Source organism: Bacillus cereus group sp. MYBK30-2, from assembly GCF_051915945.1.
GTDB lineage: Bacteria > Bacillota > Bacilli > Bacillales > Bacillaceae_G > Bacillus_A > Bacillus_A paramycoides.
The window spans coordinates 65905-92233 of sequence record NZ_JBQAFR010000005.1 but is presented as its reverse complement, the minus strand read 5'-3'; the positions used below and the strand labels follow the sequence as shown (position 1 = coordinate 92233).

The window sequence follows — 26329 nt, the reverse complement described above, 5'->3', positions numbered from 1 at the left end:
ATGGGCTTAGCGTTGTAAATTCCCATTCCCCTGGCAATACCCATATATTACAATACTATTTAATAACCCTTAAAATTTTAGGAACATACACATAAATAATCACAAAGTTCAAACCGTGCTGAAGATCTTTGGTTTATCCGAATATAAGTTGTTATTTTTTGAACTCTTTTAAAAAAGAATTTTTATAGTTTCCCGTATGTTTAAGCTGAACGTGTGCCTTTATACTTACTGGAAAGTTCACAAATTTTTGATCCCAGGAACTCTTGATTTTATTCCAATATTGAGGATTTTCACTATGGATGACTTCCCCAAATCCAAATATATCGACTTCATATTTCTTTTGTGCGGCTTTTAATGCTTCTTTTATGACTTGTGCTACTCTTTTTTCACCTACTCTTTCTAATTGATGAATAGTTTTTGGGTTCGTTAAATCAAGATTTTTACATTGTACTTCTGTAATATTACCTTTCAGATGTAACTCAATTTCAATCATATGCTTTTTATTTTTTACTATTTCCTTTACTTTTGTTTTACTTTTTATAACCTCAAAGACAACATTTTCTTCTGCCGAGCATGGTATAGGAGCAATAGTATTTTCTACGCGATTCATAATATAATTATAACCTTTACTTTGATTTTTGTTTAACCACCCAATTAACTTATCTTTTTTAAAAACCCCACTTTCAGAATATTGTATACTAGTATTCGGTTTGATTTGTTGTGTATTCTCTGTTTTTTCACCCGATGCCACATCACCTTTTATCGTTATTCCAGTGACTACAGGGTGAATTCCATCACTCATTAAATTGGATACCAATTGATCTATCGTGACAGTTACAGTGGGGGCCCAAAATTTTTGAGATACATTTAAAGACGCAAACATTTTATTCGCAGGTATTTTATCAAGAGACGTTAAAGCTTTTAATACATTTTCCGCTTTTACGTTCTTGCTTATCGCAATATAAAAATCTGAACGGATTTCGTGACTCCTTAAAAAGAGATCCAATATTTTATGAATCCCTTCTTTAGCCACTTTTTCATCAATGATAAGCATCCGAATATGAGCCCAATATATCTTTCTTGGAGCAATCGTTGTGATTTTTCGTATTGCCTCAGATATAGTACTTGCTTTTTCTTGAAACAATACCACTGGCGTTCTTCCACTTCCGCCTTTCAGATTAGCTACTTCTCCAGGATTAACAACTTGACAAGAAACTAAATATTGATTTCCCACTTTATCAATCCCTACAGCCAAATTAATAGCAATTTCATTTAGCTCTTTTCCACTCCAACAACCAGTAAGCAGTACTGTAAAAATGAACAACATCATGATCTGGCTTATCCCATAGTAATTGAACAGTTGAAAAACATGTGAAATATCCGACGCTTATGTAGTGATGATTGAAATAATCTTGTCTTTTATACTTTTATACAGCTACTAAAATATCGGCTGATATGGATAAAAAAGGGGGGTGTTTACTCTCTCTCCTAAAAAACGACCTCTCAAATTCCCTTGTATAAAACTTTTAAAGTACTTATAATGCATTTGTATGTAAAACATTATAAATGTCTATATACCCAATTAAAGGCAATTAAAAATAATCTGGTATTTTAACCTTAAAAAAGTTAGTTATTTAATCTCTTCCTTTACCTCTTCATATAGCACATCTTCTATAATTTTCTTATAGCTTTTATACCCTTTTTTGAGGCTTTTTCCTTGGCTACTTCCTTTTCCTCTTAGTTAGCCGATTATCATATATTATTCCGTTGAAGATGGGGTAGCACCACACATCCATCAACTTAAGGCATATTTTTATACAAAATTTTTTCTTCTTAAATCTTCGAAATACTATTTTACTTTCTTCCAATGCCCAATAATATAAAACAAGATAGTTCCTTAAAAAAGAAATTGTGTTATTTCTAGATAAAAAATGCTATTTCTCTGATTAAAATTTTCTACAAGAAATAGCGTTTTTGTTCTAAATATGCAATTATCTATGGGAATCGAATTTCCATTTTCATTACATTACCTTGGGAATTTAATTTCCCCTGTTTAATTAATTGGTGTACACGGAAAGTTAAATAAGTATCACCTATACGTTGTTCATTCTCCCCCATTACTTTTCCAACAATACGGATCGTACGTTGATATTCATTTGACGTGTGTCCCAAGATGTATACATCATAATAATCTTCAGATACAGTGGTTAGTTGTCCGTTTACTAATATTCTTAAGACCCCATTAGTTTCAGAGTATTTTTTCCAATCTTGTATTAAACTTTGAACTTGTTTATGAGACAATTCTTTTTTTGTTTGATAGGCTTTTAAAACCAGTTCAGAAGGCATTTCACCTACACTCTTTAGTACATGTGGAATTTCTTTGTCTTGTAAATCACGCACTGTGAATTCAATACGATGGCTAAAATCTGTAACATTCACTTCTTCAATCTGCATATTTTTCTCATGAAGCAGTGATAACACAAACCTTACACCAATGACATCAGATACATTTTCGCCATACCATAAGATTACTTTACCCCCACTTGGAACCTGTTCTACAATTTGCGAATTCTGTTTATGCGTAGTTTCAATCCAATCTAAGTAATCTAAATCTGAAGTGGGGCCAACTGTTGTTAATACCTCTTTTAGCCATTTTTTTCTTTCTTGCATTCCTTCAATAGAATCTAATTTATAAATAGGACCTATTAAAAATCCTCATTAATACAAATCACTTTTTCATTTTTGTGCTCATTTCTTTGTTGAAAAGCATTCTTTAAATTTCCATATGCAGAATCTCCAAAGGTAATATGTATAACATTCATAATATGTAATCTCCTTATTAACTTAATGCAGCTATTTTTCTCAATAAAGATAGGATATATGATAATTCCTCTTACTAAAGTTATTATAAATAGCCTACAAAAAAATAACTAACAAAATTAGATTACACTTTTGTAAGGTTGACGATTTCCTATCATTGCAGATGATTTTATCTGTAAAAAACTGAAGGATTTAATATTAAAAATTATGTAGTTGCTAAAACTAATAATTTTCATAAGGTTGAATAAAAATCTCATTTACTTTATGATACGGTTCTCCATTGTATATCTAAATGAGTTTTTTCTCTTTTATAAATATCCTAACAACGTATTTAAGCAATCGTTTTCCATCCTACTAAGTAGTTTACCGGCTTGTTCGATAATTCTATTTATAAAAATTCGCTCCTTTCCATTGACAGAAAATTCAAACTCATTATATAATTTTTGGTATTACCAATGTCTTTAACCTGTATTACCACAAAATAAAGGGGACGATGGCTTGAAAGAAAAGGAACGCTCCTCAGATAAAATTGAGAATGAATTGATTAGATCCATATTGGCTGGTGTTTATTCTGTAGGAAGTACTTTACCTCCGGAAAGAGAGCTTGCGAAAGAATTTTGTGTTGGTCGCCCAACTATTCGGGAGGCGCTTCAACGTTTAGGAAGGAGTGGATGGATAACAGGGAGAAAAGGAATGCCAGCGATTATTAATGATTATTGGAGCAATGGGAATCTAACGACACTTATTAATATTGTTGAGAATCATCATACCATTACAGATGAATTTATTATGTACTTATTAGAATTTAGAAGTTCGTTGACTCCGACTTATATTCGTGATGCTGTTACGTTTAATCAACCTAAAGTGGTTGCTCTCCTTGCCAATCTTGAGCAGCTTGAAGATAGTGCAGAAAGCTATGCTGCATTTGATTGGGATTTGCAAAAAAGGTGTGCTGGGCTTGCTGCCAATCCGATCTTTCTACTCATTTTAAATAGCTTCGATTCCATTTATGTAGATATGGCGAAAAGATATTTTTCTGTAAAAGATCATCGTGGGTTGTCCTTCAACTATTATCACGACTTATTAAAAGCTGCATTAAAGGGAGATGCAATTGAAGCGGAAAGATTGAGTAAGACAACAATGGAGAAAAGCTTGGCTCTCTGGAAAGATAGAAAAAAATAAAGAAAGCTGGAGGCGTGATAAATGAAACTAAAAAATTTTAAAGAATATTTTTCCTACCCTGATATATTGATCATGAGCTGTCTTTTCCTCATTAGCTTTGGATTTATGATTCTACATTTAAACTCTATCAGAATTTTGGGTGCTTTTATTTTGGGAATGATTATGTATTCCTTAGCTGAGTACGCTACTCACAGGTTTATTTTTCATCTAAAGCCACCAAAGAATGTATTTTTATTAAAAATGCTTAAGCGCCTACATTATGACCACCATACAAATCCGAATGAATTACATTTATTATTTTTACCCTTATGGTATAGTGTTCCAAACATTGTAATTGCAGGAGTAATTTGTTATTTTCTTTCATCCAGCTTTGTCATGACAAACGCATTTATTGCAGGTATTATGCTCTTTTTATTATTTTATGAGTGGAAGCATTATATCGCGCATCGTCCCCTTCAACCAATATCACCATGGGGGCGCTGGATGAAAAAGGTTCATTTATGGCATCACTTCAAAAATGAAAATTACTGGTATGGTGTTACGAACCCAGCCTATGATTTTCTCATGGGCACCTTTAAAGACCAAAAGGATGTTGCCCAAAGTAAAACTGCTAAAAATCTAGAAAAACGTGGTAACCAGAAAATAGAATTATAAAAAATAATCCATTGTCATCATCTTGGAAATGTCGAATGAATTTTGCAGCTTCGACATTTCTCAGGGAGTGACAGGCATTTTTTCCTATTGAGTAGTAAGTATGGTAATAGGGGTCACTATACATGTCTATCAACTTAAAAAACAAGTTTGAAGTTCTCCCATAAAGTTAAAACAGTTATTCCATTAAAAGCTACATTTTGGGTATGACTTCGATATTGTAGCGGCCTCACGCCTTTTAGCTTTGTTTTACATCACTCTTCCTAGATTTGTCATTAACCTTTTCTCTGGTCAATTTCAAAAAGCGTTTTTTATTTTCTTTAAAAACGCCATCCCTTTCTATGATTCTACAAAAGAATAGCATATTTTTTCATTTTATAGGAATTTTGTTTGTTAGCTTGATAGCGATGGGGTAGCACCACATACCCATCAAGCTAAGGGGGACAAGAGGGTATATGTGAATGTGGTTTTTGAATTTTCTACGACTACACTAAAGATGTGCATAACAAATAAACCTATTAAATAGGTGTTTTTAAAAATATTATGCAACTTGGAAACTTTGTGACAACGTACAATCATACACAACACCTAAGATATCAAAGACTGTTTTCTTTTCGTAACGGTGAGATTTTCGTCCGTTTTTTTCTAACAGGTAAAACAAACGCAATAAAATTTTTAATAATTCATGGATACCCTTCTGTAGTCCCTCATAAAACAATAGATAATAATTCTTTATCATATAGATGGATTTGTATTCACTTAGCTCTTTCTTTTTCTTATCTAAGAGTAACTGACGCATTTTAAACATCGTCGATGAACAGAGTAAAATACTAATGAGTTGCCCATATAAATGGCATTCTAAGCGTTCTTTCTTAATTTCTTTGCACCTGTCAATTTGAAAAAAAGATTTCCATGTTTTGAACAAAATTTCAATTTGCCAGCGTAATGAATACAAGTCATGGATATGTTCCGTTGGAACATTTTCTGTAGAAAGATTCGTAATATACACGTTGATCCCACTCAACCGTTTACTTCGTTCTTTGTAGGTAATACCTTTCTTCTTTTCTTTTTTGGCTTGTTCCTTCAACCTTTTCTCTGTTTGTTCTTTTGTTAATCGATGAATAATAACACGAGCTGGTAATTTTTGATACTGTCCAATGTATGCCTCTGAAATCTCCATTGTTTGACCAGGGGACAATTGATTCATGAGTTCTTCCATATCTAACTGAATATAGAGTGACCCTTTCTTCAGGGTCCCATTTCGAAAATACTCTGGCTTATCATTCTTACGATAGATTCGAGAATTTAATTTCAAACGTGAGATATAGTAAGCTCCTTTATCATGGATATTCTGTAAGTCATGTAAGTCAAAATAGCCTAAATCTCTTATATACAAGTTTTTTGGTCGAATGGTTTGTAGGCTTGTTAAACCAAAGGTTTTATCATTTTCTCTTCCTTCTCCTACATAAACGTGCAGGAACTTCCCACTCAATAAGTCATACTCTAATTGAATTTTGACTCCTGCCGTATGGCTACTTCCACCCGAACCTTGATAATGTGAAGAAAACTTATCTGGAAGCTGAAATGTTGTAGAATCTAGAATCCGAATGTGCTTAAAGGTCGTGGTGTATTGATGAATTACTTCTTGTGTTGAATGAATTCTTTGAGTTAGAAGGTTAGCTAGAACTTGTTCAAGAAACTGTACTGCGGAAGCATTAAATCGTTGGTTAAGCCCTTCAGGGCTGATAAGAACACCTGTAGATACTTCAAGACAGCTACATAATTGTATGAGTGATGTACTTGCAACCTGTTGGCTAAGCCATACACATAAAGCAACTAATTCCTTTGCTTGATATTTACTCTTTCGATGAACGAATCCTTTTTCTTTAGCTAAGTGTTCTAGAACATGAGGAGACATATGTCGTTGTAATTCTTCAGCAATCGGTTGAAGTTCGTCAAGAATCGAAAGATCCATAAAAAACGCCATCCTTTCCTATGATTCTACAGAAAGGATAACGTCTTTTTTGCTTTATAGATAGTGCAAAATCTTAGCTTGATAGCGATGGGGTAGCATCTGGAAAATGCGGATTTACAACGATAAGCATTCTGATACAAGCCATATGAGACATTATGAAGTCTATTTTTGTAGGTGATTGGATTGTGTCTCAATGGGCTCTACACTATTGAGATTGTGAAGAACTGTACTTAAACTAAAGGGGCAGGTTAGTTGAAGAAGGAATTTCTCTAAATTTGGAAGAATTTATATTCAAAAATATGTTAAGGAGCTTGTGAATTATATGGAATCCATTAGCAAAAGCGAAGTGAAGCTACGAGATATCACAGAGGAAGATCTTCCTATCTTTTTCGAACAACAACTAGATTCAACGGCGAACTATATGGCTGCCTTTACAGCTAAAGACCCCACTGATAAGGACGCATTTTTTGACCATTGGAAAAAAAATATCGCTGACGAGACTATCACAATTAAGACTATATTATTCAATGGCATTGTCACTGGACACGTCTCGAACTTTGAACAGTTCGGCGAACCCGAAGTAAGCTACTGGATTGGGAAGGAATATTGGGGTCATGGTATTGCAACTAAAGCGTTGTCAGAGTTTCTGGAGTATATTAAGGTACGCCCGCTCTATGCTCGTGCCGCTAAAGATAACCTCGCCTCCATTAGGGTATTGGAAAAATGCAGGTTTAAAATCATCTCTGAAGATAAGGGTTTTTCCAACGCAAGAGGCAAGGATGTTGAAGAATTTATTTTGAAGCTCGAACCTTATGATAGGTAATTTAATACCGTAATACGATTGGAGCGGTTCTTGACTAAGAAACCTTCTGTTGTTTAACTAACGGGTGCTTTACTTGAACAAGAAAAAATAAAAAAGTCGATTTTCTATAGGGGTTCAGCCGAGATACATGTAAAAATAGGTCACTAGGATACATTATTTACCAATAAGCAACTTTCGATGAGATTTGTAACATAAACGTTCGTTTTTGTTACGTTTTGTATTTGAAAATATGAATATCCTAACCGTTAAACTAGCTGTAACAAAATACTGTATCAAAAATAATTCGTAACATTATTAGTAAAACACCTTTTTGTTACACCGTAATCTAATAATGGAAATAAATTACAGCCTATAACCTGAAATTACATGTATCTCGGCTGAACCCCATGCCCATCAACTTAAGAAAACAAATCCATCCCAAAACGAAAAAATGAGCTTTTTTATTACAAGTTAGGGTTCTGGGGGAGTTGTATTTTCTTAGCTTGATAGCGATGGGGGTCAGACCACTGTATATTTCTCCAAAAAGAATAACGCTTTCTATGAATTATGGATATAAATTCATCTTAGATTAATAGTAATGTATGGTGATTCCTAATAATAAATTACTAGCCACGTCTTCTCATTAATTTTTTTACAACAAAATAGAAAACAGCAAGAGCCACTGCAATAATAGCAAAATATTTAATATAGGGCCCTGCTACTTCATTTATATTCTCCCACTTTTCACCCAGTTTCCAACCTAAATATACAAATAATGCCGACCAAGGAATAATTGCAAGCGTAGTAAGCGTAATAAATCTAACATGTGACATTTTAGCAATACCTGCAGGTATTGAAATAGCATGGCGCACAAAAGGAATAAAACGTGCTGTAAATATTACACCAGTTCCATAACGATTGAACCATGCTTCCGCATGATCAATATGCTTTTTTTGAATGAAAATATATTTTCCATAACGCTCAAGTACTGGTCTTCCTCCATAACGACCAATCCAGTATATAAATAGCTGTGCTATAACTCCACCAATTGTACCGAATACAACAGCACCGAAAAACGATATATTTCCTGATGACACTAAATATCCAGCATACGCTAGCACAATTTCACTTGGTATAATTTCAATCATTAGTCCAAGCATAACTCCCCAATAACCAAGGCCTTCTAAAAATACTAAAATTGAATGGATTAAATTACCTAACATCTTTACACCTACCATATACAAAATTTTCAAACATACTAACAAAATAAAGATATACCTTATTCCAGGCATATCTCTATTTTACATAATATACAAATTATTCCTAGTAAAATATGATAAAGTTTTCTTTGTTATGTACTGACCTTCCTTTATATAACACCCATTATCAGTAGGCAACGATGCATAAAATTTTCGTTATGAGGGTAATTAAAAATATTAGCTTGATGGCGATGGGGCGGGACCCCTCTAAGAGATATATTTAAAAAAATGACCTACTTTCTAAAATTAGAAAGCAGGTCATTTTTAATTATGCATCGTGTAAAGAATCATTTTGTTCTTTATTATTTAATTTTTGTTTTAGCAGCGCATAATCTTGTGTCAATGTTACAAGTTGGTGATGCTGTTTAGAAACCTTGCGAGTTAAATCAAAAATTAAAATAAAGCAAAATAAAAGTCCAAACAAGAATAAAACAGATGGTGGGTATTCTACGTGTAATAGCTTCCCAATCCAATTTATAATTTTATCTGTAGAGCTTAAAATTGCCATTGCGATACAAACGAAAATCCAAAGGATAGAATATTTTGTGTCTAAAGCACCTCTACGTATAGAATTAATAATTAGGAAAAATAATAATAAGATAAAGATAAATGAAAAGGTAACTATAGGCATGAATTATCAACCTTTCACAATTTTTTGCATTAATATGGCTAAACTTACTTTAATCATGTAATATGCAGATTTTAAAGGTGTAATAGAAGATTGTCCCCCTTGTCTTTCTTGCATATTAACTGATATTTCCTTAATGCGAAGGTTCTTCTTTTTTAAGTGAATGAGCACTTCTGGTTCTGGATAATCTTTCGGATAATTGTGTGCGAAAATCTTAATTACTTCGCGATTAATAGCGCGGTATCCAGATGTTGGATCCATAAATGTTTGTTTTGTTAGTAATTTTAACAAGGCAGTAAAGTAAAATATGCCAATTCGTCTTGAAAGACTTCCTTTATATGCGGTTTTTTCCGTAAATCGAGACCCCAGTACCATATCGCATTGATCTTCAGCAATAGGTTGGATGATTTTATATAAATCTTCTGGGTTATGTTGTCCATCGGCATCAAATTGAATAGCGATACCATAACCATGTTCATAAGCATATTTGTATCCAGTCTGTACAGCTGACCCAATCCCTAAATTATAAGGTAGATTTACAAGATGTACCGGGAATGTTGTGACAATTGCAGGTGTTTTATCTTTGGATCCATCATTAATTACGCAAATATCTAATCCTACAAAGTGTTCTTTTAGTTCTAAAAGTCTTGTTAATGTATCTGCAATCGCTTCCTCTTCATTGTAAGCGGGAATGATAATCAAGGTTTTAGGTATTACAATTGGTACCTCAACAGACATATTGCACCATCCTTTATATGATAATAGGCATTATTATTTTTAGTAAAAGACATTGTTAGTTAGCATTTTAAAAGCCGGTTTCTAAGAGACCAGTCTTCGCTATTATTTCACTCCAATTCTGCAGCCATTCCATCCATTACAAGTTTCATTAGGTATAAAAATGTTGCTTCCTATGTAAATTTCTCACTATACTATTCTTTCGATTTTCGTAACTAATATTTTTTTCGATAATAAATATGTAAAAGGTATCGCAGTCAGTGATGCTAGGAAAGGTGAAATTATTTCATTTAACCCTACTAAGTCAACTAAAATATAAATGCCGACAGTTGTAACTGCAATATTAACAGCATATGTTAATGGGAATTGTAAAAATTTCTTTAAAGTCGGTTTTGTTTTGTAAGTAAAGTACGTATTCAGAAAAAAAGAACCTATTATGCCTATTACAGTAGCAATAATATGTGCTGATAAATAATTTAACCCTATTAATTGGCTTAATAAAAGATAGAATATGTAATAATTCAGGGTATTCGCGCACCCCACTATAATAAAACGAAGTACTTGTTTATTAAACACTTTCAATTTAATTTTCTCCCTATCTATAATTTGATTAGTCCTTCTTTATATAATCATAAACACTGAGAAATATTTAGGGCTATAATTAAAAAAAGATATTTTCCTTTATTTTCTAAATACTATTATATACTAAAGGGTTAAGTTAGGTACATTCTAAATTACATTTTCACCTGGAGATGCCAATTTTATCGTTTTGGGGTACTTGCTTTTCTTAGCTTGATGGAGATGGGGTAGCACCAACAAAACGCGAATTTCGTACGCTAAGCAAAATTTGAATGTACTAAAAACTTCCCGTAAGGTTCATTCCTACAACTTCATTTAGAAACTTGATAAATTATGGGGATATATATTCGAATAGGATGAAAAGTGTTTGTATACAAAGTTGTGTTTTTGCTAGGGGATAAATTACTGGTGAAATAAGGATACTGTAATAAAAGAGAAAGCTTTGCATATTATGCAAAGCTTTTTCTTTATTTACCCACAAAATATCCAACTGTATAGATAATCCATAAATGAACCGGATAGAAAATATAAAACATATATTTTGTAAATACATTATTTAAACCACGTTCTCCATTGTATAAGAAGAAGAATGGTAATGCGAATACCATCATCCATTGGTTATTAAAACCAAATAAGCCCATGTCTGTAAAAATTTCTCCCGCCATAAGTAACGTTGGGACTTCCATTAATGAAAGTAATACATATGTGATAATTAACCATATTCTCTTTTCTTTAAAGAAATAGAAAATTAATGTCATGATGACGCCCATAAAACTTGCTTCTGTAAACATTCCTAATGTAGCCACAATAATTGTAGCTGGAATTCCTAGTAAATAGTTTTTTGTACGTTTCGTATAATCAATCGTACAAAGTAAAACAATACTCATTCCAAGTGACAAGAAAATATTATTGTGAAGTCCACTTTCCCTTGGGAACATGTACTGAATTAGCGCTGAACCTGCAAACATAATCGCTGCCCACATAAATACACGTGTAGCATACTTTGTACGATTTCGTGTATAGAAGAATCCTTCCACTACAAAATAGAAGAAAATTGGTGCTACAATACGTCCTGGATGATGCATCCACATTGGCATGCCTGGAATGTAAGTATACACGTGGTCAATGACCATAAGGAGCATTGCAAAAATCTTTAATTGAAAAGCATTTAACCTCATAAAATCTAAAACCTCCACTTTACATGTTACTCAAATACTATTAATCTTATGGAAACACTCTTTTGTTTTCTTACATACTCAATATACTTATAAAAAAGTATTAATTGTTTGTCTAAGAGGTTCTTTTATAAAAAAATAGAACCTCTTGGACAGTAAAAACTTGAATAAACTTACTATATTAGATTTAGATAAATAGCTAAACCATTAAACATATATATTGTTAATTCATTAGTTTTTTCAAATAACTTCGTCGAATGATGAAAAAGCTTATAACAAATAGTATTAAAAATATCCCTACACCTATAGCTGTGACGCCATAAAATGCTGATGAAAAATGGCTACGCATTCCAAGCAGTGTTCCACATAGAAGTATGGATGCGAATGCAAACGGGATAAAAATTAAAGTTGCCAACTCCTTGGTCACGACAGTAATTAATTCTTTTACAGAAAAGCCAATTTTACGGATTCCTGCATATTTTTCTTTTTCTTCTTCAAATGACGTTTGGAGATAGAAATAAAGTATACTCATTGCCGCACTTAAAAAGATAATGCTCAGCATAAAACCAATAAAGAACAGAAGACTTGCTGTAGTTTTTTCAGTCTCGTACAAATTAATTTTAGAAGATATCAATCGCTCATTCGGTATTGTTGAAACTTTTGAAAGAATTGTTTCGGACAGTCCAAGTTTTTCTGTCCAATGATCAACTTCATAAACAAATACATTAAATACGGGATAGTCAATTGCTTCATAAACCTCATCTGAAACGATATAATATACCTTTTGGAAACTTGAAGTTAAAATATTTCTTTTCTCAAGCCCCACATATTTAAGGTTTCCAAACGAGTAATCATGAATATCCTCAATACTTGGAAGGACATCATGATTACCTGCAGCAACATAGTATTCATCACCCTTTAGTGAAATTGTCTTATGGGAGCCAAGTGCATTATAATTTGAAACTGACATAAATCCGATATTTCGTTGTTTATCTGTCTTAAATGCGGAATGATACGCATCATAACTACCTTGTTTGGATAATGTATATTCAATAAATGTAATATCCTCTTTTTCAACTTCTTTTTTATTTTCTGGGAGTGAGATATATTGAAAGCTGTAAGGATATGTCGCTTCTGCATTCCCTTTTACGTTATAATAAGAGCTGTACAATACGCTTGTACATACAAATACACCTAATAACAATACTGTTAATAAATAGATAAGATTAGCATGTGAACGACCTTTGGATTTGAGATTCGAAACATAAAGCATATTTGTTTTTTTCAAGTATGACGGGTGTTTTTGTAATGTATGAAACGCTAACAACGTTCCTTGCGTAATAATAAAGTAAATGGCTAATAGTGAGCTAACAAATAATCCAATGTAATAGATCATTCCAGATGATTCAATCCAATTCATTTCTAACAGGGTTGAGAGTATAAAGAATCCACTGGTAATTACGGATAGTAACAGCTTCCATGGCGCAGGCGCTATTAACTTTTCCTGTGTTACATCCGCTTTTAGCAAATGTATCGCTTCTTCTTTGTTAATAAAGCGTGTGGTAAATTTAGAAACGATAAAAAACAAAATTGTAAATAAGACAATTGTTAATAGAATGGATTGTATTGGGAAATACATACCGAAGCTATCAGTTTGTAACACTCTTTTAGTAACCATTAAAAATAAAGGGGCAATTATAAGCCCTAATAGGATTGCTGTTATAATAGCTGCACCAGCAATAAGCATATTTTCTCTAAAAACCATTTTGCGCACTTGCTTCATGGATGCCCCTGTAATCATAAAAATACCAAGACTTTTCATTTTCTTTTTTAAAAACGCAAACAGTGAATAGGTGATGAAAGCAAATGAAAAAATGTAAACAATGAAACTCATAAGCATCATGGTAAGACCAAGTGTACTCGATGTATCAACGATTTCCATCATTGGATGGAAGGCTATAATCGAAAATAAGAAGAATATCAAAATAGAAAATACACTGCTCAAAAAGTAAGAAATGTATGTCCATTTATCTCGCAAGATGTTTTGAAGGACTATATGATTAAAACTCATGCTGTCCACCACCTAAAAATGTAAGTGTGTCCATAATCTCCTGATAAAACTCCTTTTTATTATTGCCTCGATGCACTTCATTATAAAGAATACCGTCTTTTATGAAGATCACGCGGTGGGCAAAACTTGCAACATAGGCATCATGCGTCACCATTAAAATCGCTGTATTAAAAGTCTGATTAATTGATTCAAATAACGTCATTACATCATTTACCGCTTTAGAATCTAGGTTTCCAGTCGGTTCATCGGCCAATAATAGTCCAGGTTCATGAATAACAGCCCGCGCAATGGCCACACGTTGTTTTTGACCTCCTGAAATTTCAAATGTACGCTTCTTTAAAATTCCTTTAATCCCTAAGAAAGTTGTAACTTTCTCTAAACGCTTACTCATTTCTGTAGCTGGTACAGAGTCGAGTGTCAACGGTAATAAAATATTCTCCTCTACTGTTAGGGTATGAACAAGGTTAAAATCTTGAAAGACAAATCCTAATTCTGTCCGACGAAACTTTGCTAGTTCAGTATCATTTAATTCATAAGGATTTTTTGAATTAATTGTAACTAATCCCTTAGTTGGAGGATCGATTGTGGAAATACAGTTAAGGAATGTTGTTTTTCCGCTACCGGAAGGACCCATTACGGCAACAAACTCATTCTTTTCTAAATGAAAATCAATCCCTTTTAATGCTTTATAAATAATTTCACCTGTATAATCCTTTTGAAGATCCTTTACATTTAAGATTGTGTTTGACATTAGTATTTCACTCCTTTGTTTCTTTCAGTATTTTAGTATAAATATGCTTGTTACTTCTTAACATCTCTCAATGTGACAGCAAGATGACAAAATTGTCACATTCAAAACGGCTACCTTATATGGTAGCCGTTTCTATACTTCTTGAGAAATCTATTGTAAATGTTGTTTCATTATCTTTAGAATGTAGATGGTATGGATGATTTAATGTAGTAAGGATACTTTTTACTAAATAAAGACCGATACCAGTTGCTTCCCCCTTTGTACGTCCTTTCGTTCCTGTGTAAAATAATTCAAAAACACGTTTTATTTCACTTTCAGGTATCGTTTCTCCTTTATTTTTAATGAATAACTGTCTATTTTCATAATGGATTATAATAGAAGAGTGTTTTTCTCCATATTTAACAGCGTTACTTAATAACTGGTAAACCACAACCTTTAGCCATTTACGATCTGAATAAAGTAATATATGCTCTGGTATAGTGCTTTTAGGAAAGATTTCTTCCTCAATAAAATAATCCCTTAAATCGTTAATAACTTCTTGTACGATATGTTTTAATGGAATTTGTTCTATTTTTAAATCTGCTAATAATTTAGTAGAGCGACTATACGTTAGTAACTGATTTAAAGAAAAGTTCAGTTTATCACATTCAACTTTTACTTTTTGCCATTCTGTAAGAGAACTTGGTTCCTTAAACTGATTGGATTGTATAAGCAGTTGAATGACAGAAAGTGGTGTTTTCATTTGATGAACTGCATGAGAAATCATTAATTGCTGATTATGTAAAGAACACTTATATTCCTCTTCTTTTGATAAAAATAAGGATTGAATATATTGCAACTGAGTTGCGTATGCTTTCTCGTATGGAGCAATTGGCTGATAAATCATAAAACTGTCCGTATGGATGTTCTTGTTCCCAATATGTGCATACATTTTTTTACGACGTAAATAACGACAAAAAAGTAGTACGATCAATAGAGAGAAGGCTAGAAATATAAAATAGGTATAATGATTTTCAAAACCATCTAATCGATGAATCACAATTGGTAAGCTAATAAATGTAATGATATACAAAATAATAAAGCTCATATGGTCTTTTAAAAATAACTTCATGTGAGTTTCTCCGTTAATTGATAGCCAATTCCTCGAATAGTTGTAATTTCTAAAGTAGAATGAATGGCTTCTAATTTCTTTCGTACTCTTGCAATATTTACTGTTAAGGTATTTTCCTCAACAAATTCTTCCTCATCCCAAATGGCTGTAAGTAGTTGCTGTCGTGTTACAACATTAGGATACGCTTCAAAGAACATTGTACATAGCTGGAGTTCTTTTATCGTTAATAGCTCCTCCAGATTAGGTGTGCATAATCGTACAGTGTCCAGGTTTAAAGTTGTATTTCCTATTTTTATAATTTTCTCCTGTACATTTCTTGCATATTCGCCATATATACGACGAATTTGTCCATTAATTTTTGCAAGTACCACTCCTAATAAAAAAGGTTTAGTAATGAAATCATCAGCCCCATTTTCAATGCCATACACTTGATCCGCCTCACTCATACGAGCAGAGAGAATCACAATAGGACAATTCGATATTTGTCTTATTTTACGGGACCAATAATAACCATCAAAGGCAGGAAGGGTAATGTCCATTATGACAAGGTGGGGTTGAAAATCTTGAAAAATTTCTAATACCTTTTGAAAATCTTCTACAATGAGGCAATGATAGCCATATTTTTCAAGATGGTTTTTTAGCGTATCTGCAATATTCATTTCATCTTCAACAATCAATAATTTATACATTTCATCCTCCGATTTATTTATTAACTTTGTCTCATACCTTAATTTTAAACCATTATTACTTATGGTCAAAAAATGTTTTTTAGTATTATTTGAAGATATTAATGCAAATTAAATTTTCATTGTATCATTATCTACAAATTAAGATTTAAAACGTTTTTAAGTTGTGGCCATTTCAAGTGATGGAACAATTCTTACATCATAAGGAGATTAGTGAAATATTTGAGTCGCAAATGGATGATGAACAATTTAGTAACTTTGTACATTCTCACACTCGTGAAATGAAGAAACAGAAGAATCAAGAATTAAATCGAATTTGTAAAAGCCATACAATACCAGATGAGTTAATTATCGAATTCTATTCGGGTGTAATTACAACGTTAAGCGCATGGTGGTTTCAGAATAGAAAAAGTGTTTCAGCAGAAGAAATGGATAGATACTTCCATCAAATAATCAATCAAGATGTTTTTGGATTTGAAATAGAAGATTAGAAATCATTTTCAAAACGAAGAAAGGGTGTCCCTCCGTCATTTTTGATGACTTTTGGGATACCCAAATTTACCGGACAACTTGGCCTAACGATGAATTTTCAGCGGTAAGCTGGATAAAGCCTGCCCAGCAGCTGAAACCTGTAAACTTGCCTCCAAATTGAAGCCTGGAACCGATTCAATGCGAGAAAATGTTTCCATAAAAATTTTGAACGCTTTGTTAGCTTCCAATCTCGCCAGTGGCGCACCTAGACAGAAATGCGGCCCATTGCCAAACGTTTGATGCCGGTTGTTATTTTTTCGGTGAATATTCACAGTAAATGGATCTTCGAATACTTCCTCATCAAAGTTTGCCGCGCTATTCCAAGTGATTACCAAATCCCCTTTCTTCAACTCAACGCCTAGAACATTGTTATCTACTTTCACTTCACGGTCCAATGCAATAACGTGGAAACGGTAACGCAGCATCTCCTCAACAAAATTAGGTACGAGGTTTATATCGCTTCTTAATTCTTCGTAAAGTTTAGGAGCATCATATAGCAATGCGTAGAATGAATTAGCCAACAAAAGACTTGTTGTTTCAACACCCGCCGCAAGAAGAAACATAGTCACACGAACAACTTCTTCATCCGTAAACTTTTCTCCTTCGATTTCAACTTGAATCAAATCAGAAAGAATGTCGTCTGAAAGCTGCTTTCTTTTTTCTACAACGATCGGATACAGATAATTAAAGTACTCCATCGCTGCTTTCGCTTTTTGTTGACCCACTTCCTCGGCATTTTCACTATTGAACGGCATGAACAATATATCGACCCATTTCTTAAACAGTAGCTTGTCTTTATGCGGAACCCCAAGCAAATCGGCCATTACTATGATGGGAAGGGGGGTTGTAAAATCTTTGACAATGTCGATCTCCGACTTATCCCCTATTTCGGCAATCAAATCGTTAATAATCTGTTCAATACGCGGCTCCCAAGTTTTGAGACTTCTAGGGGTGAAAGCAGCCGAAAGCAGTGAACGTGACTTACGATGTTCCGGTGGATCCGTTTCATTAATTTTTAAGCGATCTGGGACGCTCCCTTCCTCTGTTTCTGCTCCAATCTGGGAAATGGAACGGTGGCGCTTACTTGAAAATAGTTCATAGTCTGTAAGAACTCGCTTAACGTCTTCATATTTGAAAACATTCCAAGTGTCCGTGCCTGCATGATAGTAAATCGGATGCTCCGTCAGCATTTTTTTATACCAAGAAAATGGAGCAAATTCTTCGGATTTAGTTTTTAAACCCTTAATTTCAGCAGTTGAAATTACTGTATTTTCCATATAAATCCCTCCATGCCTAATCAGAGTACAATAGAACAAAATTTGGCTACCTAATTCGTCTGACCCAGAAACATAGTCCCCTTAGATTACTTCCTGCATTGATTGTTTTTAATACAATTGTATACTAAGGATTATATGCAATATGATATACACATGTAGATTAAAAGGGGAGAATCAATTTTCACAAGTTGTATAATTAATCTACAAAAAAGGAGAAGTGTAGATGAAAAATAATGAGGAACAGTTGGATTTACGTGTTAGACGTACACATAAATTATTGTGGGAGTCTTTATTTGAATTAATGACGCAATCAAAACAGAAATATAGTTTTATTACCATAAATCAAATCTGTGATCGTGCGATGGTGCATCGAACAACATTTTATAAACATTTTGAAGATAAAGATGCCTTACTTGCAGTTGGAATTAACAAATTTCAAGAGGAAGTTTTTCAAATACCGCTTTTAGATCGATTAACTAGGCCATTTCAAGTGATGGAACAATGCTTGCATCATAAAGAGTTTGGTAAAATGTTAGAGTCACAAATGGATGATCAGCAATTTATTAACCGTTTACAGTATCAAAATCGTGAAATGAAGCAACTGGAAAATCAAGAGCTAAATCGACTTTGTAAAAATCATACGATACCAAATGAGTTAATTATCGAATTCTATTCTGGTGTCACTGGAACGTTAATTGCATGGTGGTTACAAAATAGAAAAAGTGTTTCAGCAGAAGAAATGGATAAATACTTTCATCAAATGATCAATCAAGATATTTTTCAATTTGAAAGGGAATGCCAATAACATTAAATAAATTTTCAACACCCTTAAGAAGGACTTTCTTTGATTATAGCTGCCATTTTGGCAGCTATTTTTATCTCGCAAAAAGGGGCAGGTTAGTAGAAGAAAAAAATTTCTATATTTCTTTTTTTATTGGGAGCATCTCATATATTTTTTCAACTAAAGATTGAGGAGACTCCCTTGACGATCTTTTGATCCAATCAATGAAGACATTAAAAATACAACAAAAAAAGAAAATGACATTGAGTTATTAGTTACTGGTACAACGGCGGTCAATATAGATATAACAGAAAAGCTAAATACGGCATTGCCTATATTCGCAGTGCTTGTAGTAGGACTAGCATACGTTCTTTTAGTGTTAGTATTTAGATCCCTACTACTTCCTTTAAAAGCAGTAGTAGGCTTCCTGCTCTCATTGGCTGCAACACTAGGATTTGCCGTGTTTGTTATTCAAGATGGAAATCTTCTTGATTTATTTGGTTTCCCTTCTTCTAGTGCAATTCTTGCCTTCTTGCCAATCCTTACAATTGGTATCCTTTTTGGATTAGCAATGGACTATGAAGTGTTTCTTGCAAGTCGTATGCGGGAAGTTTACACGCATACAGGTAATCCAAAGGAAGCTATACTTGCAGGGATGAGAGACAGCGGAAAAGTTGTAGCTGCAGCAGGATTAATCATGATAGCTGTATTTTTTGGCTTTATGCTTATGCCAGACCCAATGGTAAAGGCTATAGGTATGAGTCTAGCATTTGGAGTTCTATTTGATGCTTTTGTGGTTAGGCTGACTATTGTTCCGGCCGTTATGACATTGATGGGGAAAACAGCTTGGTATATGCCAAAATGGCTGGATAAGATTCTTCCAAATATAGATGTTGAAGGGGAATCTATATTGCATAAATCAGAAAGTAAAGATAAAAGAGTGGGATAAGTGTAGCTATAAGTTAAAGTTTTATAGAAAATATCGTTTGAACCAACATGTTAAGGCAAATAAAAAGAATCCATTTTGAAAAAGATTGATCTGCTCCTCATTAGGTAGACAGATTAAAAATAAAAATCTGTTTATTTAAGGTAACGGGTTCAGTTTAGGGAGAGAAAAATGCTAATAACCATTAGAAATAACACAATAATTTGTATGCATTTCGCACCCCGTTTCGCATTATAAATAGCAAACTAAAACGCTCAGAAAATATTCTGAGCGTTTTTATTTCCTTCTTCAACTAAAGCACCCGTTAGCGTAAGTACAATATTTCACAATATGTTACTTTAAGTATCAAAAACAGCGATGCCTTTTTAAAGAATTGCACCAGTTAGTGTAAAAAGCTATTTCACCATTTGTATTGTTAACTTATCTTTTAACATTGACCTATATGAGTCAATTTCATATTTTGTATTATTGATTTTTTCTTTTTTCATTTTTAACATATCGAATATTTCTAACTCTAAATTCCTTCTAGCTTCAAGAACTTTTATCGCTCCTTCTACACCTGAATGGTTATGTTCTTTCCCATAGCCTTGGTTAGTGTAATAGTCGACAATTCCTGTGGACCATTCTGGAGTTCTTTCTTTTAATGCCTTCCTAAATGAAAATTCAAGATTATCTTGTTCTACATACAATAACATTGGATTTAAATTCTCTATGATTTTTGCAACTTTCATTACATAATTTATTATTTTTTCTTTTTGTTCACCATATTTAATCATCCCAATAGTTAATGGATTTTGTATGAAACAACATTCAAAGATATAAACCTTATTGTCTTCTAGAGCACTTTCAGCAAAGTCATTCCATTTGTCAGCAATTAATTCAACATTTTTATCGAATGGTAATTCATATATATCGTTTTTAAAAATAGCGTTAAATAATTCGTCCGAAAACTGGTCACCAAACTCATTTTTTATCTTTCTGTATGGTAATAAATAATTGCTTCCTTTTTTTAGAACTCTTTTAAGAAGCACTTCTTTAAAATCTCCACTGTTAGATAATAATCTATCGAATTCAAATTTATTAAAACAAGATACACCATCATAGTCGGCTGGGTGGTTCAAATTTCCCTCTAAAAATAGTTCAACTTCAATTTTATTTTGGCTTAGAATTTCATTTATTAGCTTTGCAGCGGTTGATTTTCCAAATCCAGGTAAACCTTCTACTATTATTAGTTTTGTATTCATAGTTATAAATCCCTTCCTTCAAAGTATTTAACCAAGATTAAAAAAATCACTTACTCCACTGCAATCACCCCTTCAAAATATGATACTCACCATTTCCTTTGAAAAACCCTTCTTAAAATAACCTGACCGTTAGTTTAAGAACATTTTTTCACAATCTCTATAATGATTTTAACATAAATTTTCCATTTACCTTTTAAAAAAATATAGTCCACCATTATTTGAGTGAACTATCTAAAGTAAATTATATCTTTTAAATCAAACACTTTGTCAGTAATCCCCAATCGTTGTGCTGGTGTTTTTACTGTTTTCTTTTTCCCTTCCTTTGTGGTAAATGGCATACAAAAGTTATAATGGGTTCGAAGTATCGTTAGAGCCATTTGTGCGTATTTTGGATTAAAATTAGAGTTGATATTTTACGTAGGAACCGAATGGCTTGGTTTTCGCACTCTATTTTCTTCCTGCAACCTCATATATCAAGTTATCAAAAGTTTTTGGCTATGCCAAACCGAAATTCATCTCCCACCTACCGTTGGGCTATCGCCCTTCACACGCTTGAGGAAGGAGAATTCTTTCGGTAAATTCGTTAAAAAAAGACACCCTAAGGTGCCTTCCTCCGACTTGAGAATCACATCTATGTATTGAAGAAATTTAGAAAAGATAAATACAAAAAGAGCAGCTTCTAACTATAATTTATAGATATTTATTATTCTCCAACGAACTGAAGATCTCCTGATTTATGTAAAGCGGCTGTTACTTCATCACCGAAATTATTTAAAGAGAATGTTTGCTCTTCTATCGGATCCATTTCTGTAGTTTCACCTATCTTGCCGTCTTGAAGCTCCCAGAAATAGTTATGTTCTTCTACGATTTTACTAAAATCTCTATTTACCCATCTTTCAGTGATTGCTAATAGTTCTTCTTTGTTCTTAAAATCATTTTGCTTTAGAATGCTTCTTACTTTTTCTGCATTCTTTTTAGACATAGGAGTTGCTCCCCGTCCGTCATTCACTTTTACTTTTTGATGAGTCATGCTATGCATTGCTGAAATAACTTCTTCTTCAGTAGAACTTTTAGTGATGTGAAGTTGTGCATTTGAACCTTCAATTTCTGCTTCATTCGATGGTGGTGCTTCTTTATAATCAGACTCTGCAAAAGCATGCTTCTCACTACCCATTGGTACTTCAGCAAACTGTAACATTCCATAAGTCATACCAGTCGCAAGTACTATTACTCCAATAATAGATCCTAGCCAATACGTTAGCTTCTTGTCCATATTCACTTCCCCTATCTACATTTTAATATTTCATATAAATAATATCTTATCTAATTTCTCCTTTTATAGATATCAATTAGAGTTGTTTCTGATGAAAAAACAATGTGTTGAATAGATAATTAAAGAAGGCTTTTCTATTATATCCCTATGAAATCAAGGTTTGTTACGTTTATAAATTCCTTAGCGTACAATTTTCTCAAAATGATATGGTGACCCCAAATAGTCTTCGATAATCTATTGTGTATATTTGTATGCATCCCTATATAAATCCTAGGGGATTGTTTGCATGTTGACTTTGTTTTTATGTACAATAAAGATAAAGATATAGTCTGAAACAGGAAGAGGAAAACCATGTCCAATTCATTAGTAAATTTACGTATCGATTTTGCATTTAAGCAGTTATTTGGCACAAATGGGAATGAAGATATTTTAGTTGCCTTTTTAAATGCCATATTAAAAGATTCTTTAGAATCACCTATTGTTTCCCTGCAATTAGAAGATCCACATTTGCATCGAGAATATGAAGAAGATAAATTATCGATTTTAGATATTTCGGCTACATTAAATACAGGAACAAAGGTAAATGTAGAAATACAATTGAATAACAATCACGATATGATCAAACGAAGCTTGTATTATTGGGGAAGGTTATACACCTCTCAATTGCAAAAAGGAATGCCTTATAGCTCACTTCATAAAACGATTACCATTAATTTGTTAAATTTTGTGATGTTTCCAGAATATGAAGCGTTTCATACAACAGGAATCCTTTGGAATCAGCAACAACAAAAGTTATTAAGTGACGATATAGAAGTTCATATTGTAGAGATTCCAAAGTTACTACAGCAATGGCGCGAAGAGAAAGTCAATCCGTGGGAAGATTCGTTTGTTCGTTGGTTATTATTATTACCAGCGAATGAAGATGAACATCTCACACAAACATTGGAGGACATTGCCATGAACCAAGATCCGATTTTACAAAAAGCAATGAATAAGTGGGAACGTATGAGTCAAGATTCTTCTTTCCGTCAAGCATATGAAGCAAGAGAAAAGGCCTTAATGGATGAGGCTGCAAAGTTTGCTCATGCTCGTAATGAGGGGAAAAAAGAAGGAATTCAAGAAGGGGTTCAGCAAGGGAAAATACAGATGATTAAAGGTATGCATGAACTTGGTGTACCACTTGAAACGATTGCTAAAGCCAGTAAATTAGGCATAGATGAGGTTGAACGTATTTTAGAACAAAAATAATCAGCATCAAAAAAAGAACCTATTAATTGGGTTCTTTTTTTGAGCTATTTGTCAAAATATAACCTTGTACTATGACACTTAACTTTATTTTCTTATTATTGATGAGATCGCTCATTTAAAATTGCATTATATAAAAACTGTGCATACTGTTCCCGTGTAACTTTCATATCCGGAGCAAATTCCCCTTCACCAATACCTGCTGCAATATGGTTCGATTGTACGGCACTAATTGCATCTTTTGCCCATGAATTCGCTGGAACATCGTTGAAATTATGTGGAGCCTGAACATTTAATCTAAAAGCTTTCGTAATAACTTGAGCCATTTCTGCACGTGTTAATGTAGCTTTCGGTCTAAAGTTTCCTTGATCATCGCCTTGAAAAATCCCTAGCTTAGTTAAAGCTAGTATTTCCTCAGGAAACATTGTTGAACTTTCATCGATATCTCCGTATGGATTTTCATATTTATCTTGTTTTTCTATATGCAAAGTACGATAAATTAATGCAGCCACTTGTTCACGTGTTACATTATCACCCATACCAAATATTCCATTCCCATAGCCTGCAATAATTCCTTTATTCGCTAAATCATGAATCGCATTAAATGCCCAGTGTCCTTGTGGGACATCCTTAAATGTATTTCTATTTACTCCCGCATCAATTGTTAAATCATCATGTAAAAGAGTAATAGCATCTGTTACCCCAGTCTCACTTACATGAGAGTCAACTGTTACATCTTGCCCACTTTGTTTTGGCATGAATATATACCCGGTAAGCTTCTCTACTTGTACACGATATGTATTTTCTATTAATCCATCAAACAAATAGTGGCCTTCTTTATCTGTTTTTACTTCTTTTAATCCATTCCCCTCTTTATTTAACAGTTGAACACGAACGCCTTCCATTCCTTTTTCACTTTGATCTTGAATACCATTTTGGTTACTATCTTCCCATACTCGGCCACCTAATTTGAGCACATTCGCTTTAACAGGCTTAGAATCAGTGGCTTCCCAAATAGGTACGGTTAATATCGGATAGTTCAAAGCTTCTATTTTTTGCCGCGTTTCTTGCGATGCTTTCAGTCCCCATTGATCAAAAAATGGTAGTAAATTTTGTTTTGCTACTTTTGATGTATTATAAATAAATGCTTGTATTTTCTCTTCATCCGTTTTTGGAAGTTGATCTTCTGGTAATTCACGGTATAGTTTGTGAAGATTTGGATAAAAATCATCACCATATGCTAATTGAAGTTGCCAAATCATAACAAGCTTCACGAACAAGTCGTCAATATTTTTATAATCTTTATCTGTTTGTTTTAAGTATGCAAAAGCTTTATCGTAATATTTCTCTTTTTCTAAACGCGTCGGTTGATTCGGGAATAATTGCTTTTGTGCAGCTAAAGAGTATAAGTTAACTGTAACTTCAGTCATTCCTCTCAAATCATGATTCCACGTCCATGGGTATTGTTGTCTTGCGTGTCCTGCTTCATGCAGTTGTCCCCATCCAAACTTATTTACATCTAAAGCACTTACAATTGCGCCATTATCAGTAGGAAATACGGCTCCATCCAGACTTGCATACATGTACCCGCCCGATGTGTTGTTATGAGGATTTTCTACAAAAGCCCAAAGGCGGCGGGTTGGTCGATGTAAAGGATTAGGGTCTTTTTCAGATAACCCTGATATCTTATCTTGTGCTCGAATCATTTCATCATATTTTTTTAATAGAGGAACAGGATCTTGATCCACAATATATTTCTTGGCACTATCCTGCGTAACAGTAAGTACTGCTTTTTCTGATTTCAATTGTACCGCATGTGCATCTGGATACTTGTTCATCATCGCAATCCAGTCTTCTTTCGTATGCTTCCCTAGTTCAAAGAATGGAACAGGGCTTCCGCCTTGTGTTACTTTCACCTTAACTGTTCCTGTATCTTGAGGATTATCAAATCCTATTAAACCACCGTTTGGAGAGGAGATGGTATTAGAACCAGGAGAAAGATTAACTTCTTTTCCCCATTCTTTATCATATTGATGCGTCCCAATAATCGCTCTAATCTTTTGTGTTCCCGATACTTCAATTGTAACTTGTTCATTCGGTTTTACATAAATTCCTGTTGGCATATAGGTTTTTTGATTACTTCTTCTTTCTCTTTTTGCTTCATCCCCATAACTCCCTGTAGCTGGAAGATCAAACTCCCTCTGTTCATATTGGTTTGTAGTCTGTGCAGCAATCGTTTCAGCATGAACAATCAAACCATTTGTCATGACAGGTGAAAATAATGTAGTGGCCAAAATAGCAGATGTCGCAAGTACTTTCATCGGTTTTTGAAACATATAATGATTCCTTTTCTGCATATAAATAATCCTTTCCTTTTCAATTAGTTCCATTAAAGTCCTTTCGCTGAATGAATGTAATTAATTTCGATTTCCTGTTGGTTTCATTTTTTTTAAAATTAAGAAATAAGTGCTCGTAAATCTTCCTATAGTTTGATAAATATAAAACATAACCGAAGAAAGAGATCTCCATCCTTATTCATACTAAATAATTACGAAAGGTAGGATATGGGAATGGAACGAGCCCATTTCCTTTTTTCTTACTACTACG

The 26329-nt window shown here is 33.4% G+C and carries 21 protein-coding genes and 5 pseudogenes; 7 read left to right on the top strand and 19 right to left on the bottom strand.

What is annotated here, in order from left to right; genetic code table 11:
* Positions 1-151 precede the first annotated feature (151 nt).
* From ACTFQM_RS22845 to ACTFQM_RS22835, 3 genes and pseudogenes are all read right to left on the bottom strand, one after another.
* Positions 152-1330: a Ger(x)C family spore germination protein gene (locus tag ACTFQM_RS22845; protein WP_440036384.1), complete on the bottom strand. Its 1179-nt coding sequence runs from the start codon at positions 1328-1330 to the stop codon at positions 152-154.
* Between the two features lie 665 nt (positions 1331-1995).
* Positions 1996-2346 carry a DUF3658 domain-containing protein gene (locus tag ACTFQM_RS22840; protein ID WP_440036430.1) on the bottom strand — a complete coding sequence of 117 codons (351 nt, stop codon included), beginning with the start codon at positions 2344-2346 and terminating at the stop codon, positions 1996-1998.
* 144 nt (positions 2347-2490) lie between these two features.
* Positions 2491-2822, bottom strand: a pseudogene (locus ACTFQM_RS22835) (DUF1835 domain-containing protein); the annotation flags it as partial.
* Positions 2823-3318: 496 nt separating this feature from the next.
* Between ACTFQM_RS22835 and ACTFQM_RS22830 the strand changes: the two are divergent.
* Positions 3319-4002 carry a GntR family transcriptional regulator gene (locus ACTFQM_RS22830; protein ID WP_400487542.1) on the top strand — a complete coding sequence of 228 codons (684 nt, stop codon included), beginning with the start codon at positions 3319-3321 and terminating at the stop codon, positions 4000-4002.
* A gap of 21 nt (positions 4003-4023) precedes the next feature.
* Positions 4024-4656 carry a sterol desaturase family protein gene (locus tag ACTFQM_RS22825; protein WP_440036382.1) on the top strand — a complete coding sequence of 211 codons (633 nt, stop codon included), beginning with the start codon at positions 4024-4026 and terminating at the stop codon, positions 4654-4656.
* A 538-nt stretch (positions 4657-5194) separates the two neighbouring features.
* Here ACTFQM_RS22825 and ACTFQM_RS22820 read toward each other — a convergent pair.
* Positions 5195-6628, bottom strand: a complete 1434-nt coding sequence (locus tag ACTFQM_RS22820; RefSeq protein WP_440036381.1) for an IS4 family transposase — start codon at positions 6626-6628, stop codon at positions 5195-5197.
* 322 nt (positions 6629-6950) lie between these two features.
* On the opposite strand from ACTFQM_RS22820, the gene ACTFQM_RS22815 reads away from it, so the two are divergent.
* Positions 6951-7451 carry a GNAT family N-acetyltransferase gene (locus ACTFQM_RS22815; protein ID WP_242215712.1) on the top strand — a complete coding sequence of 167 codons (501 nt, stop codon included), beginning with the start codon at positions 6951-6953 and terminating at the stop codon, positions 7449-7451.
* 605 nt (positions 7452-8056) lie between these two features.
* On the opposite strand, the gene ACTFQM_RS22810 is transcribed toward ACTFQM_RS22815, so the two are convergent.
* The 9 genes from ACTFQM_RS22810 to ACTFQM_RS22770 all read right to left on the bottom strand — a co-directional run bounded on the left by ACTFQM_RS22810 (position 8057) and on the right by ACTFQM_RS22770 (position 16428).
* A complete protein-coding gene (locus ACTFQM_RS22810) occupies positions 8057-8653 on the bottom strand; it encodes a DedA family protein (protein WP_440036380.1) in 597 nt (198 codons plus the stop codon).
* A gap of 304 nt (positions 8654-8957) precedes the next feature.
* Positions 8958-9320 (bottom strand): DUF2304 domain-containing protein, encoded by a 363-nt coding sequence (locus tag ACTFQM_RS22805; RefSeq protein ID WP_044441254.1) that lies wholly within the window; start codon positions 9318-9320, stop codon positions 8958-8960.
* A 6-nt stretch (positions 9321-9326) separates the two neighbouring features.
* Entirely contained in the window at positions 9327-10055 is a 729-nt protein-coding gene (locus ACTFQM_RS22800; protein ID WP_440036378.1) for a glycosyltransferase family 2 protein, read from the bottom strand.
* Positions 10056-10241: 186 nt separating this feature from the next.
* Positions 10242-10634 carry a GtrA family protein gene (locus ACTFQM_RS22795; RefSeq protein WP_265624148.1) on the bottom strand — a complete coding sequence of 131 codons (393 nt, stop codon included), beginning with the start codon at positions 10632-10634 and terminating at the stop codon, positions 10242-10244.
* A 464-nt stretch (positions 10635-11098) separates the two neighbouring features.
* Positions 11099-11809, bottom strand: a complete 711-nt coding sequence (locus tag ACTFQM_RS22790) for a TraX family protein (protein WP_400487549.1) — start codon at positions 11807-11809, stop codon at positions 11099-11101.
* A gap of 220 nt (positions 11810-12029) precedes the next feature.
* Positions 12030-13877 (bottom strand): ABC transporter permease, encoded by a 1848-nt coding sequence (locus tag ACTFQM_RS22785; RefSeq protein WP_440036377.1) that lies wholly within the window; start codon positions 13875-13877, stop codon positions 12030-12032.
* Positions 13867-14628, bottom strand: coding sequence for an ABC transporter ATP-binding protein (locus ACTFQM_RS22780; protein ID WP_440036376.1), 762 nt, complete (start codon positions 14626-14628; stop codon positions 13867-13869). The genes ACTFQM_RS22785 and ACTFQM_RS22780 overlap by 11 nt, the downstream gene beginning before the upstream one ends.
* A gap of 115 nt (positions 14629-14743) precedes the next feature.
* Positions 14744-15739 carry a sensor histidine kinase gene (locus ACTFQM_RS22775; protein WP_440036374.1) on the bottom strand — a complete coding sequence of 332 codons (996 nt, stop codon included), beginning with the start codon at positions 15737-15739 and terminating at the stop codon, positions 14744-14746.
* The gene (locus ACTFQM_RS22770) at positions 15736-16428 is read right to left on the bottom strand and encodes a response regulator transcription factor (protein WP_440036373.1); all 693 of its coding nucleotides are present in this window, start codon (positions 16426-16428) and stop codon (positions 15736-15738) included. Before ACTFQM_RS22770 ends, ACTFQM_RS22775 begins: the two co-directional genes overlap by 4 nt.
* Before the next feature lie 167 nt (positions 16429-16595).
* Here ACTFQM_RS22770 and ACTFQM_RS22765 point away from each other — a divergent pair.
* Positions 16596-16916 (top strand): annotated as a pseudogene (locus ACTFQM_RS22765) (TetR-like C-terminal domain-containing protein); the annotation flags it as partial.
* 84 nt (positions 16917-17000) lie between these two features.
* On the opposite strand, the gene ACTFQM_RS22760 reads toward ACTFQM_RS22765, so the two are convergent.
* Positions 17001-18233 (bottom strand): cytochrome P450, encoded by a 1233-nt coding sequence (locus tag ACTFQM_RS22760; protein ID WP_427289061.1) that lies wholly within the window; start codon positions 18231-18233, stop codon positions 17001-17003.
* 223 nt (positions 18234-18456) lie between these two features.
* Here ACTFQM_RS22760 and ACTFQM_RS22755 point away from each other — a divergent pair, with 223 nt between their 5' ends.
* Positions 18457-19038 (top strand): TetR/AcrR family transcriptional regulator, encoded by a 582-nt coding sequence (locus ACTFQM_RS22755; RefSeq protein ID WP_440036370.1) that lies wholly within the window; start codon positions 18457-18459, stop codon positions 19036-19038.
* A gap of 112 nt (positions 19039-19150) precedes the next feature.
* Here ACTFQM_RS22755 and ACTFQM_RS22750 read toward each other — a convergent pair.
* Positions 19151-19261, bottom strand: a pseudogene (locus tag ACTFQM_RS22750) (TetR/AcrR family transcriptional regulator); the annotation flags it as partial.
* On the opposite strand from ACTFQM_RS22750, the pseudogene ACTFQM_RS22745 reads away from it, so the two are divergent.
* Positions 19247-19963: pseudogene (locus ACTFQM_RS22745) on the top strand (MMPL family transporter); the annotation flags it as partial. The pseudogenes ACTFQM_RS22750 and ACTFQM_RS22745 overlap by 15 nt on opposite strands.
* A 392-nt stretch (positions 19964-20355) precedes the next feature.
* On the opposite strand, the gene ACTFQM_RS22740 reads toward ACTFQM_RS22745, so the two are convergent.
* The 3 genes and pseudogenes from ACTFQM_RS22740 to ACTFQM_RS22730 all read right to left on the bottom strand — a co-directional run bounded on the left by ACTFQM_RS22740 (position 20356) and on the right by ACTFQM_RS22730 (position 22477).
* Complete coding sequence (locus ACTFQM_RS22740) at positions 20356-21204, bottom strand: hypothetical protein (protein WP_440036368.1); 849 nt, start codon at positions 21202-21204, stop codon at positions 20356-20358.
* A 227-nt stretch (positions 21205-21431) separates the two neighbouring features.
* Positions 21432-21614: pseudogene (locus ACTFQM_RS22735) on the bottom strand (hypothetical protein); the annotation flags it as partial.
* 293 nt (positions 21615-21907) lie between these two features.
* Positions 21908-22477 carry a PRK06770 family protein gene (locus tag ACTFQM_RS22730; RefSeq protein WP_440036366.1) on the bottom strand — a complete coding sequence of 190 codons (570 nt, stop codon included), beginning with the start codon at positions 22475-22477 and terminating at the stop codon, positions 21908-21910.
* A 351-nt stretch (positions 22478-22828) separates the two neighbouring features.
* Between ACTFQM_RS22730 and ACTFQM_RS22725 the strand changes: the two genes are divergently transcribed.
* Positions 22829-23725 carry an Rpn family recombination-promoting nuclease/putative transposase gene (locus ACTFQM_RS22725; RefSeq protein WP_327909374.1) on the top strand — a complete coding sequence of 299 codons (897 nt, stop codon included), beginning with the start codon at positions 22829-22831 and terminating at the stop codon, positions 23723-23725.
* Between the two features lie 95 nt (positions 23726-23820).
* Here ACTFQM_RS22725 and ACTFQM_RS22720 read toward each other — a convergent pair whose 3' ends face one another.
* Positions 23821-26112, bottom strand: coding sequence for a M60 family metallopeptidase (locus tag ACTFQM_RS22720; protein WP_440036364.1), 2292 nt, complete (start codon positions 26110-26112; stop codon positions 23821-23823).
* Positions 26113-26329: the final 217 nt, after the last annotated feature.